Origin of the sequence: Natronorubrum marinum (assembly GCF_052040125.1) — an archaeon.
GTDB lineage: Archaea > Halobacteriota > Halobacteria > Halobacteriales > Natrialbaceae > Natronorubrum.
Window position 1 is genome coordinate 718,453 of record NZ_JBPPFV010000002.1, and the last position, 12,311, is coordinate 730,763.

The 12,311-nt window shown below is 64.1% G+C and carries 8 protein-coding genes and 1 tRNA gene; all 9 read left to right on the forward strand.

The genetic code is table 11. The features are described 5' to 3' along the window. Positions 1–5 precede the first annotated feature (5 nt). The 9 genes from ACSFC5_RS13225 (at position 6) to ACSFC5_RS13265 (ending at position 12,238) form a co-directional block, all read left to right on the forward strand. Complete coding sequence (locus ACSFC5_RS13225; protein ID WP_440765719.1) at positions 6–1,004, forward strand: ABC transporter ATP-binding protein; 999 nt, start codon at positions 6–8, stop codon at positions 1,002–1,004. After that, on the forward strand, positions 1,001–1,774 hold the full coding sequence (locus ACSFC5_RS13230; protein WP_440765720.1) for an ABC transporter permease: 774 nt from the start codon (positions 1,001–1,003) through the stop codon (positions 1,772–1,774). The genes ACSFC5_RS13225 and ACSFC5_RS13230 overlap by 4 nt, the downstream gene beginning before the upstream one ends. A 232-nt stretch (positions 1,775–2,006) precedes the next feature. Continuing rightward, positions 2,007–2,079, forward strand: a tRNA-Gln gene (locus ACSFC5_RS13235). 488 nt (positions 2,080–2,567) lie between these two features. Beyond that, entirely contained in the window at positions 2,568–4,034 is a 1,467-nt protein-coding gene (locus tag ACSFC5_RS13240; RefSeq protein ID WP_440765721.1) for an FAD-binding oxidoreductase, read from the forward strand. 879 nt (positions 4,035–4,913) lie between these two features. Then, complete coding sequence (locus ACSFC5_RS13245; protein WP_440765722.1) at positions 4,914–5,546, forward strand: DUF7344 domain-containing protein; 633 nt, start codon at positions 4,914–4,916, stop codon at positions 5,544–5,546. 215 nt (positions 5,547–5,761) lie between these two features. Beyond that, positions 5,762–7,087, forward strand: coding sequence for a phosphoglucosamine mutase (gene glmM, locus ACSFC5_RS13250; protein ID WP_440765723.1), 1,326 nt, complete (start codon positions 5,762–5,764; stop codon positions 7,085–7,087). A 210-nt stretch (positions 7,088–7,297) separates the two neighbouring features. Beyond that, complete coding sequence (locus tag ACSFC5_RS13255) at positions 7,298–8,983, forward strand: alkaline phosphatase family protein (protein WP_440765724.1); 1,686 nt, start codon at positions 7,298–7,300, stop codon at positions 8,981–8,983. 99 nt (positions 8,984–9,082) lie between these two features. Then, complete coding sequence (locus ACSFC5_RS13260) at positions 9,083–9,745, forward strand: helix-turn-helix domain-containing protein (protein ID WP_440765725.1); 663 nt, start codon at positions 9,083–9,085, stop codon at positions 9,743–9,745. Between the two features lie 876 nt (positions 9,746–10,621). Next, positions 10,622–12,238 (forward strand): right-handed parallel beta-helix repeat-containing protein, encoded by a 1,617-nt coding sequence (locus ACSFC5_RS13265; protein ID WP_440765726.1) that lies wholly within the window; start codon positions 10,622–10,624, stop codon positions 12,236–12,238. Positions 12,239–12,311: the final 73 nt, after the last annotated feature.

Sequence of the window (12,311 nt, forward strand, 5' to 3'; positions counted from 1 at the left end):
CCCATATGGAAGCCGTAGTCGAAGCGACGGCCCTCGAGAAGTCCTACGGCGAGACGGTCGCACTCTCCGGCGCATCGGTCTCCGTCGCGGGCGGCGAGGTCTTCGCACTGATCGGCCCGAACGGGGCCGGGAAGACGACGCTCGTTCGCGCGCTGACGGGAACGACCGACCCCGACTCGGGATCGGCTCGAGTGCTCGGCGACGCGCCGTCGGCCATCGACCGGGACCGCCTCGGGGTCCTCCCGCAGGAGTTCTCTCCGCCGGATCGTCTGAGCGCTCGAGAGTTGCTCTCGTACTACGCCGGACTGTACGACGATCCCAGAGACCCCGACGCGGTGCTCGCCGACGTCGGCCTCGCGGATACCGGCGACACCTGGTACGAAGACCTCTCGGGCGGCCAGCAGCGCCGCGTCTGCGTCGGCTCGACGCTGGTCAACGACCCCGACGTCCTCTTTCTGGACGAACCCACGACGGGAATCGACCCCGCGGGTCGGCGGACGGTGTGGCGCTTGATCGACGACCTCGCCGCTGGTGGGACGACCGTCGTCCTCACCACCCACGACATGGCCGAAGCCGAGCGGCTGGCCGACCGCGTCGGCCTGCTCGCCGACGGCTCGCTCGTCGCTCGCGGGACGCCCGACGAACTCGTCCGCGACCACGGCGGCTCGAGTCGTCTCACCGTCGAGACGGCCGTCGGTCTCGACGCATTCGCCGACCTCGAGTTCCCCGTCGGCCGTCCGGAACGGGGCCGACTGCAGGGCCGAGCGTCGGATGGCGCGGTCGTCGTTCGCGATATCGCCCCTGCAGAGATCGGAACGGTCGTCGACTACCTCGAGGGTCGCGGCCTCGAGTACACCGGCCTCTCGTGGGCTGAACCCGACCTCGAGGACGTCTACCTCGCGCTCGCGGATCGGACGGAACTCGAGCGAACGGATCGAGACGGCGGCGACCCGTCCGAGAAGACGGACGCCGACGATATCACTCACGCGGGTGAGACAGCGTGAGCCGACTGCGTCGCATTCGGGCCGAGACCAGCGCGGGCTGGCGCTCGTTCGTCCGTCGCCGAACCGCGGTCTTCTTCACCTTCTTCTTCCCGGTGATCTTGATCGTCATCTTCGGCGCGCTCGTGCGAACGGATCCGACCGGCGAGGGGTTGTTCACGGAGCCGCCGGCGTACTACGTGCCGGCGTATCTCGCCGTCGTCGTGCTCTTCACGCCGCTCTCGCGGATGGGGAGCGAGGTCGCGCGCCACCGTGAGGGCAACCGGTTCGAGAAACTCGCGACGACGCCGGTGACCCGCGGTGAGTGGCTGCTCGCCCAGACGCTGGTCAACGCCGTCATCATCGGCCTCGCGAGCGTGCTCATCCTCGCGCTCGTGGTCGTCCTGACCGGCGCCGAAATCGCGTTCTCGCCGTGGCTCGTGCCGTACATCCTCGTCGGCGTCGTCTGTTTCTGCGGCATCGGCGCGATGCTCGGTAGCTACACCGACTCCCAGGACGGCGCTATCGCCGCGAGCAACGCTATCGGCCTCCCGCTCTTGTTCCTCTCGGAGACGTTCATCTCGCTCGAGCAACTCCCCGGCTGGTTCGAACCGCTCGTGAACGTCTCGCCGCTGACGTACTTCGCTCGCGGCGTCCGCGCGGCGACCTTCCCCCAGGCGGAGATCGCCGACGTGGCGGGTCTCGAGCCCGCAGTGGCGAACTTCGCGATTTTGGCCGTGCTGGCCGCGATCGCGTTCGGCCTCGGCGCGCGCTCGATTCCGCGGACTGATTGAGGCCTGCGGTTTTCGAGCGGTGGGCGTCGTTCGGAGAATTAGCTGACGGCGGGCCTGACTCGAGACGAAAAGTAACACTATTGTGCGGCCATCTCATATCCCGCAACTGGAGTCCCCGAGTGAACGCAGTTCCGCCGGAACTGCGAGCGCTCGAGGATGAACGAGGAGTCCCGTGGTGGTGAGCAGATCCGAACGGATTTGCGAGGTACGCGGGGCTTCGAACGAAGTGAGAAGTCCCGTGGTGTAGTGGCCAATCATATGGGCCTTTGGAGCCTATGACGGCGGTTCGAATCCGCCCGGGACTATTTTCGCGCGAACAAACTCGTGAGGCGCAAGTATCCTTGGCGGTTCGAACCAGGGAACGAAGCGAAGCGGAGTGACCGCGGTTCGAATCCGCCCGGAGTATCCTGCCGCGAACAACGTCGTGAGCGCGAAATACGCCCAGCGGATTCGGGCCCAGAAGGCGAGAAGATTCGATCCTTCGCGGTTCGAATCCACCCGAGACGATGCCCCTGTTGGTACGAATACTCTCTTCTGCGGTGGTTGTCGTCGGGAGTCTCCTGCGGTTGACGCGTCGTAGTGACGTGCACCCGTGAACGACAACCTGTTGAACGGAGGTGGACAGCCAACAGAAGTTCGTACTGCGATTCGACGTCAGCCGATTGCGTCTTCCGTCGACGGGCCTACAAACACGCTCGAGTTCGTGGAAATAGACCGAACGTCGGAATTAGCAAAAAACCCCAGTACGAATTTATCTGGTGAAGCGTGGTACGTATACTCATGGTGGGGAATAATGCCTGATTCGCAAAATCACGTCGGCGACGATGCAGCGATGACCCAAACCACCGTCGCCACCCGCGAAGGGACGACGACCACGCTTCCCAGGGAGACGGTCGAAGCGTTTCGCGAGCACCTTCGCGGGCAGCTACTCTCGCCGGCGGATGCGGGCTTCGAGGAGGCGACGCGCATATGGAACGGAATGATCGAGAAACGGCCGGTGCTCGTCGTCCAGCCGACGGGCACTGCTGACGTCGTAGCTGCGGTGCACTTCGCCCGCGACCACGATCTCCTGCTCTCGGTGAAAGGCGGCGGTCACAACATCGGCGGCACCGCGCTGGCCGACGGCGGACTGACCATCGACATGTCGCGCCTCCGCGGCGTTCTCGTCGACCCCGAAACGCGGACCGTGACCGCTCAAGCCGGTTGCCTGCTCGGGGACGTCGACCGCGAGGTTCAGCTTCACGGCCTCGCGACGCCGTTGGGATTCATCTCCGAGACCGGGCTGGCCGGCCTGACGCTCGGGGGCGGCTTCGGCTACCTGACCCGTCGGTTCGGCTGGACGGTCGACAACCTGCTCGAAGTCGAAATCGTCACCGCCGACGGGCGAGTTCGTCGTGCGAGCCGCGACGAGCACGAAGCGCTCTTCTGGGCGGTCCGCGGCGCCGGGCATAACTTCGGCGTCGTCACCGCCTTCACCTACCGGCTCCACGAGGTCGGGCCGACCGTCTACGGCGGGCTCATCGCCTGGCCTGCCGAGCGGGCCGATGAGGTCCTCGAGACCTACCGAAAACTCACGACGACGGCACCCCGAGAGCTAACGGCATTTCTGGTCCTCATGCGAGCCCCGCCGGCGCCGTTCGTGCCCGAGGAGGCACACGGTGAACGGATCTGCGCGATGACCGTCTGCTACAGCGGTGACTTGGCCGACGTCGACGAGGCGCTCGCTCCCGTTCGGGCGCTGGGCGACCCCGTCGTGGATCTACTACGGGAACAGCCGTACGCGCAACTCCAATCCTCTCTCGACGAAACCGAGCCGAAGGGGATGCACTACTACTGGAAGACCGAGTTCGCCACCGAGTTGACCGACGATCTCCTGTCGACCGTGTGCGATCTGGCCGCGGAGTGTCCGATTCCGGCAGGACAGTTGGTCGTCGCCCACCTCGGCGGGGCCCTCAACGAGCGCGACGAGGACGACGGGGCCGTCGGTAACCGCGATGTCCGCTTCGTGTACGGTGCGGCCGGGATGTGGGAGCCCGATGACCCCAACGCCGAGCAGTTCCGTCAGTGGATCAGAGATGCCAGGGCGCGGATTCACCCCTTCTCGACCGGCGGCACCTACATCAACTTCCAGACCGCGGAGGAGGGCGACGAGCGCATCCGGACGACCTACGGCGACAACTTCGATCGGCTCGTCGAGGTCAAAAACACGTACGATCCGGACAACCTGTTTCGGTCGAATCGGAACATCGCCCGACCGTGACCCGCGTCCGGTAATCGGGGAGAATTCGCGTCGTCCTCCCGAATTCTCTTCGATCGGACGAATCCAAGAGACAGATTGTCAGACTCCGACACGCGATTTCTCCTCAGTCGGGGTTCGTTCTGACGGACGCGAGAGTGGCTGCTTCTGCGGTTCACAATCCATCCGTGGCTACTTTGCGCCGACCCCGTGAGGCGCAACTATCCCTACTGTTTGGACTCAGGGAACGGAGCGAAGCGAAAGAGCCGCGATTCGAGTCCGCCGGTAGTCTATCGAATCGAGACCGTCCCGTGCTCGCGTCCGTCTCGCGAGACGAACTGTTTCGGAGCGGCGACTTCGATTCCGCGACCGAGAGCCATCAGTGCCGTCCCACACAACCGGTCGGTCCGTTCCTCCCAGTAACCGGGAACGCAGGCTACGCGTAGAATCGCCGGCCCTCGAGCGCCCGACGACGGGCCACGACCCTGGCGAATACGCGACGGAACGCTCCCTGTAACTCCCGTCGCGACGGGCCGTACGGCGTGCTCGCTCGGAGTCCATCCCCAGCGTCCACCGTCGCGAGTTCCGGCTACCGGCGAATCGAACTCGTGTCGAAGAGAAGCCGACCGTCGACGACTGACTGAGAGTATCACACAGTCCAAATCGTGTTGGTAGTACGCTTTTGCATAACTGGTTGCATTCTACGCACAGTACTTGAGAGCCAAACGCAGCAAGACGGTCAACCACTCCGCGGTAATGTCCCACTCGTCGCCGTTGTCGGTCGTTTCAACACGAAGAGGGGATAATCAGAATTGTTTCTAGAGTATTACTTAAAAATATATCACTCATATACTCAGAACAGAAGCTTTACATCGAACTACGAACCTGTTTTGGATGCAGACCATGACCTCCACATCGAACCAACACCGCTGCCGCTCTGACGAACCCGCAGACACGATCGAGTCTGATCGATCGTCGCCCCTCTCCCAAGACGATATCTTCCACGTGTTACAGACGAACCGACGGCGGGATGCGATCGCGTACCTGTTAGACAGGGACGGCCCCGTCAAGATGAGCGACGTCGCCGAGTACGTCGCTGCGAAAGAGAACGACACGACCGTCGCGAACCTGACCTCCGCACAGCGCCAGCGCGTCTACATCCCGCTCTACCAGTCCCACCTCCCGAAACTCGACAAGAAGGGGATCGTCGAGTACGACCAGTCCCGCGGAATCGTCCGGTCGACCGATCGCATCGAGATCTTCCGTCCGTACCTCGAGGACACCACCGACAGTGCCGATAGCTCGGCCCGTGGCTCACATCGGTCGTTCGTGGCGAGCGCCGTCGGCGACTATCACGTGACGTCCGCGTGTGCGAGCACCGGACTGCTGGTCGCGACGATGGCCGGATTGGTACAGCTCCCCGAGTTGACGCTCGCCGTACTCATCGTCGGCCTCTTTACGCTGGCGACGGTCGCGACGACGCTCACCGACTCGCTCGCATCGAACGACGCCATCGACGGCCGTTCGGTCCACTGATTCCCAGGCCGGTTCCACACGTCGGTGCCGGCGAACGCGAGCCGCGTTCGAACGACGTCTGCACGGTTTCTATTTTCCGTTCGGTGGCGACCGCGAGTCGCTGCCCGTAGCTGGACGACGGCACTCGTTCGTCCTCGTATCAGAACGACGGACTGAGTATCCAGCCTGTCTCTTAACGGTCGCATAGTAATCGCCGCATCGACGGTCCGTCGCGTATGTTCGGAACCAGCGATATTCGAGGAACCGTCGGCGACGACGTCACGGCGACGCTCGCCCTCTCGGTCGGACGGGCCGTCGCCTCCGAGGGCTACGACCGCGTCGTCGTCGGGCGCGACGTTCGGGAGAGCGGCGACGCGCTACTCGACGCACTGACCGCCGGTCTCCGGGAGTGCGGCGCGGACGTGCTCGAGGCGGGCGTCGTTCCGACGCCGACGGTCGCGAGAGCCGTTCCGTGGACGAACGCGGACGCAGGAATCGTCGTGACGGCCTCGCACAATCCCGCGCCGGACAACGGTTTCAAACTCTGGTCCGCAACTGGACGGGCGTTCGATCCCGAGCAGTGCGAGACGATCGGGGCGCGAATCGAGCGAGACGAGTACGACCTCGGCGCCTGGAACGAGTACGGGTCGATCGAGTCCCTCGACGATGCACCTGATCGACACGCGACTGCACTGCGAGACGCCGTCTCGATCGACGACCCGCCGACCGTCGCCCTCGATATCGGGAACGGCACGGGTGGGATCACCGCCCGCGTGCTCGCCGACCTCGGTTGTGACGTCGTCACGGTGAACGGCCACCGAGACGGACGGTTCCCGGGTCGGCCGAGCGAATCGACTCGAGAGACGCTCTCGGACCTCTCGTCGCTCGTCGAGGCGACCGATGCGGACGTCGGAATCGCCCACGACGGCGACGCGGACCGAATGCTGGCCGTCGACGACACCGGGACGTTCGTGCCGGAAGACGTCCTCATGGCGCTGTTCGCACGCGACGTCGCGACCGACGGCGACGTCGTCGCGGCACCGGTGGATACCAGTATTGTCGTCGACGACGCGCTCGCGGCAGTCGGTGCGTCCGTGAGTCGAACGCGAGTCGGCGACGTTTTCGTCGCCGACCGTGCGAGGCGTCCGGACGTCGTCTTCGGCGGCGAGCCCAGCGGCGCGTGGATCTGGCCGACGGAGACGCTGTGCCCGGACGGCCCGCTGGCCGCGTGTAAACTCGTCGAACTTGTGGCCGACCGTGGACCGCTCTCCTCGCTCGTCGCCGACGTCGAAACCTACCCCATCCACCGACGATCGGTCGAAGTCACGGAGAAAGCGGCCGTGATGGATCGAGTTCGCGAGCGGGTCTGCGATCGGTACACGGACATCAGCACCATCGACGGCGTCTACGCCGACGTCGGCGACGGCTGGATCCTGCTGCGAGCGAGCGGCACGGAGCCGGTCGTCCGGATCACGGTCGAAGCGCGAGCGAAACCGCGGGCCGAGCAGTTGACTACTGACGCCGTAACGATCCTCGAGGACGCGATTGCGGCGTCTCCGTGATTCGGGCGGGATCGTGCCGTATGGTGAAAGACGTGTGCGTTCAGTTACGGGATGTGACGTGTGAGAGGCCGAACGACGGTTTAACGGATAGATAATGAAGGTCTCGGTCCCCTTTTCCGTGGATAGACCGCCGCGGTGGTCCGACGGACGACGCTGGCGGACCGCGTTCGCCGGCCGACGAACCACTGCGCATGGAGAGGCACTGAAACGATGACTGGGACGTTTTCCCGTGACGACGACGTATCGACTACGACTACGGCGACCGACTCGAGCGGACTGGACACCCTGCTCGTCGGGATCGACGCCGGCTGTCTGCCGGTCTTCGAGCGACTGTTCGAGGACGATCGGATTCCGACGATCGAACGACTCTGTTCGGCGGGCGTGACCGCACCGCTCGAGTCGCAGATTCCGCCCTGGACGCCGAGCGCCTGGCCGTCGATCTACACGGGGGTCAACCCCGGAAAACACGGCGTCGTCGGCTTCGTCGGCTACGACGGCTACGACTGGCACGTGACGAACAACGACGACGTCAACGAACACCCGATCTGGACGCTGCTGGATCGTCACGATCGCTCGAGCGTCGTCGTCAACGCACCCGTCACGCACCCGCCGGACGAGTTCGACGGCGCGGTGATTCCGGGCTTTCTCGGCCCCGAGGATCCGGCCTGTCACCCCGACGGACTGCTGGACGAAGTCCGCGACGCGATCGGCGACTACCGAGTGTATCCGAAGTACACGCGAGACGACGACACGGTCACCGAGACGGAGAAGATCGAGGAGTACCAGCGACTGGTCCGAATGCGCGGCGAGGCGTTCCGATACCTCGTCGGGGAGTTCGAACCCGACTTCGGCTTCGTCCAGTTTCAGAAGACGGACACGGTCTTCCACGAGTTCGACGGCGACGAGGAGATGGTCGACCGCGTCTACGAGGCGACCGACGAACAGCTCGACGAGATTCTCGAGACCTGTGATCCGGACCGCGTTTTCCTCGTCAGCGATCACGGCATGGGACCGTACGACGGCTACGAGTTCCGGATCAACGAGTTCCTCCGCGACGAGGGCTACCTCGAGGTGACGACCGGCGGCAAGGGAATGCCCTCGTGGACGCCGATGCGGCGACGACTCCGCGAAGGCGAAGAGTGCGAGACGTGGGAGCCCGGAACGGCCGCACGAGCGGCGTCGGTCGCGGCCAGGTTCGGCATCACCGCCCGTCGACTCAGGGCCGCGCTCGAACGCGTCGGGCTCGCCGAGTTCGCGATCCAACACGCACCCGGTGGCGTCTCCCGAACGGCGAACGAGCAGGTCGATTTTGCCGACTCGAAGGCGTACGTCCGTGCGCGAACCGAACTCGGCGTTCGGATCAACCTCGAGGGACGGGATCCGTCGGGCGTCGTCCCGCCCGAGGCGTACGAGGAACTCCGCGAGCGGCTTATTCGGAAACTTCGTACCGTCGAAACGCCCGACGGCGAGCCGTTCTTCGAGACGGTCGCTCCGCGCGAGCGCTACTTCCACGGCGACTACGTCGAGGACACCGTCGACATCGTGACGATCCCGAACGGGTTCGACCACATGATCTCCGAGCAGGTCGCCGACGGCGACTACTTCGGCCCGGCCGAGCCGTGGAACCACAAACTCGACGGGATCTTCGTCGCGACGGGGAAGGGGATCGACGACGAAGGGGCGCTCGAGCGAGCCCACATCTTCGACGTCGCGCCGACGGTTCTGGCGGCGATGGGGGTCCCGTACAGCGACCGTATGGACGGAAACGTCGTCCCCGTCGTGGATCCGGTCGTCTCGACGTCGTACGCGGCCTACGACGACGAGAGCGAGGGCGAGCGAACGGAACCGGACGACGACGTGACCGAGCGGCTGGCCGATCTCGGCTACCTGAACTGACGCCGCTCTCCGCTCACAGACAGTTTCGACTGCTGCAACGGGTAGTTACACGCTCTATAAGTATGGGCCGTTGGTCGAGTCGCAGATAATACGGCTAGTATGGGATTTATCGCCGAAGTCCACCTGGTTCACGACGACCTCGCGTTGGCCCCGACGATAGCGCGCTATCCCGACGTAACGATCAGATACGAGTACGAGGCGACGACTGCCGAACGAACGCTGCAGTTCGTCTCCGTCTTTAGCGACGAATACACGCCCCTCGAGCGAGCGATGGACGAAGACCCCACGGTCTCGAACCCGGTACGAGTCGCGACCTTCGAGAATCGGGCGATCTACCGCATGACGGTCGAGACCGACGTCGAGATCGTTCCCGACCGGTGTGCGGAGACCGGGCTGTTCGTGTTCACGATGACGAGCGCCGAACGGGGCTGGATCGCACGGGTGCATCTGCCGGACCGTGACGCGCTGACCGCGTTCCGAACGTGGAGTCGCGATCGCGGCGTTTCGTTTCGGGTCACGCAGCTGTACGACCTCTCGGTCTCCGACAACGGGACCTACTTCCTGACCGAGCAACAACACGAGATTCTCCTCATGGCGTACTACGCCGGCTACTACGACATTCCACGCGGAATCACGCAGGACGGACTCGCCGAACGACTCGAGATTTCGGACTCGGCGGTCTCCCAGCGACTCCGACGCGCCGTTTCGGAGTTGATCGCTGCCACGCTCGAGAACGATCGGACGCCGAGCAACTGGGCCTGACAGCGTTCCAGGGCTACCGCTGCGGCGTTCGCGGGGGATCGATTCCACGGAGACGGAGAGATTCGCAGTGTTCGTCGTCGCGTGCGGCGCAGACCTGCGCTCCGGCCCGTGCCGGAACCGCTCCTTCCCCGAACGGGGGTTCGAGGACCCGTCTCCGGTTGATTCCCCGGCGTCCACCGTGTTTCGAACCGAGCGCTCGCGGACATCCGGAACGCTTCGATTTTCGAAGACACTAGTCTGTCCGCGTTGCCGTCCAGTCCGCACACTCAGGATACGAAGCGTCCCTACGTCTCGTGGAAACCTCACAGCCACGGCGAGTCGCGTTTTTCGACGTGTCGCACTCCTCGACCGATCGACCGCCGAGACCCGCCTCGGAGGCTTCGGCTTCGGACTCGAGGTGGCTGAACGGGCGGGCGAACCGTGTTCTGTGGGCTGTCTCGGTGACGTATCGGCTCTCGTCGGTGTCCGTGTAGAAGCCTCCGAGAGTACCCGCGACGAAGACGCGTTACGGTTGCCGACCTGTTGGTCCCGTCAGTCTCGGTCGTGCGATGGACTTCCGCCACCGGGTGACTCCGTTCGTCGGTCGGCCACGGTCGTATCCCATAGGGTTGACCCGTACCCATATCCGTACCAGTGATCGATAGATGTACTCTTAGCTAGGTGATAACTCGGAACCCGTATCCGCATGAATCCGGGTGATTCGGACCTGTACCCATCAGTTGTGCGGGGTGAAACCGTCTATAGTGGTTGTTAATGTCGTCTGGTAGATATCTATGGAGTTCGATTTCGAACTTAAAAGCTTGCTATCCGAATCCATAGATACTGGACCCCGTCATTACTCAAAACGAATGACTATCAATGTCGGAACGAAGTGGTATGCAGCGTTCGAATCGGAAGGATTCTCTGCGAACTCGGTTTGCCCGTTGGGATGACGGTCACGAATCGAGTGATTCCCGAACACGACGAACGTTTTTGCGTGGTGTTGCGGCTACCGGAGCCACTGGAATCGGTTTGACGTCGACCGCCGGAGCGGCCTCGGAGCCGTACAGTCAGTACGAGGGCGACTACCGGAACGTCGTCGACGTCGTCGACGCAGGTGCAGACAACACTGGCGAGGAATCGATCACCCCCGTCCTCGAGGACCTTCGAGCGGACAACACGCTGCTCGTGTTCCCGGAAGGGCGGTACTACATGGACGAACAGTTCCGGTTCACCGGGTTCGACAACTTTGGAGTCGTGGGTGATGATGCGACGCTAGTCCCGGCGAACTATCACGACTTCGCCGGTCCGCAGTACAGACTGTTCCGGCTCGGCGTCTCGTACAGTCCCGGCAGTCACCTCAGGTTCGAGGGGTTCGACGTCGATCAGCGCGCTCCCGACACGGGGATCCGGGTCATCGAGGCCAACGCCGCCGATCGACTCGAGGTACGCGACGTGACCGTCTACGGCGAACACGACAGCGGCACGTGGGGTCCCGGACTGTTCAACGTCACCGATCCCGACGGCTGGGGCATCGTCGAACGGTTCCGCGCACCGCACGGCGGCGCGTGGGTCAACAACACGCCACACGCCGGAAACCGCTGGCGCGGTCCGATCGGTATCGAAGCCAACCAGAACGCGGGCACGCTCGAGTTTAGACGCTGTTGGCTCGGTGGTTTCCCGAACAACGGCCTCTACGCGGCGGGCGGTGGCGGGACGATCATCGTCCACGGTGGGCTCTACCGGAACAGCAACGGCGCGAACGTCCGCGTCGGTGGACAGGGCAGCAAGATTCGGTGGCCGACGGTCGAAGTCGACGAGACGCGCCCGGAAGACAAAACGCAGCGCGGAATTCGGATCGAGAACGGAAAAAACGTAAAGATCCACGGCGCCGCCGTCGAGATCACCTCGCCGAAACCGACCAGTCACGCGATTTCGGTGATGAACTCCTGTGAGAGCGCCCGGATCGAGAACACGCGGGTCGAACTGCGCGGTTCGGACGTCAATCACGGCCTCGTCCTCTCGCCGGACTGCGGAGAGACCGTGATCGCCTCCACCGAGATCAGTCACGACACGGCGGGCGGCTATCCGCTGTGGATCCGCGACAGCGACAGAACCGAGCCGGTGCTCGTCGAACACCTCTCGATTTCGGGGGCGGCGGGCGACGGCGGCGGCTTCCGAGACGGGATTCGCTGCGAACGGGACAACTGCCGATTTAGTCACGTCGACGTCAGCCAACCCGGTCGCGACGGCGTCGATCGGAACGCGATCGTCAACACGGGCAGCGATCTGACCGTCTACCGGAGCGACCTGCGCGCCAGCCAGTATCCCTTCGTCGATCTGGGCGCGGACACGCTCGTTCGCGACTCCGTCCTCGAGTCGTCGGGCGACAACGAGGCCGCCTGTCTCTACGCGTCCGCGGAGGACCCGACGTTCAAGAAGAATAAATTGGTCGACGGCATCCGCAACCTCGGCGCGAACGGCGTCACGACCTGGGAGAACAACCACGCCTAACTCGATACTGATCGGGCGGGATCGATCGTAACGGCCTCGAGAGGGCTTTTAACACCCGTATAATAACGCCTCG

Excerpts from the sequence above, each read along its gene's own strand:
- ACSFC5_RS13240 (WP_440765721.1), top strand. The coding sequence starts at position 2,568 with ATGCCTGATTCGCAAAATCACGTCGGCGACGATGCAGCGATGACCCAA.
- ACSFC5_RS13225 (WP_440765719.1), top strand. The coding sequence starts at position 6 with ATGGAAGCCGTAGTCGAAGCGACGGCCCTCGAGAAGTCCTACGGCGAG.
- ACSFC5_RS13260 (WP_440765725.1), top strand. The coding sequence starts at position 9,083 with ATGGGATTTATCGCCGAAGTCCACCTGGTTCACGACGACCTCGCGTTG.
- glmM (WP_440765723.1), top strand. The coding sequence starts at position 5,762 with ATGTTCGGAACCAGCGATATTCGAGGAACCGTCGGCGACGACGTCACG.
- ACSFC5_RS13265 (WP_440765726.1), top strand. The coding sequence starts at position 10,622 with ATGCAGCGTTCGAATCGGAAGGATTCTCTGCGAACTCGGTTTGCCCGT.
- ACSFC5_RS13245 (WP_440765722.1), top strand. The coding sequence starts at position 4,914 with ATGACCTCCACATCGAACCAACACCGCTGCCGCTCTGACGAACCCGCA.
- ACSFC5_RS13255 (WP_440765724.1), top strand. The coding sequence starts at position 7,298 with ATGACTGGGACGTTTTCCCGTGACGACGACGTATCGACTACGACTACG.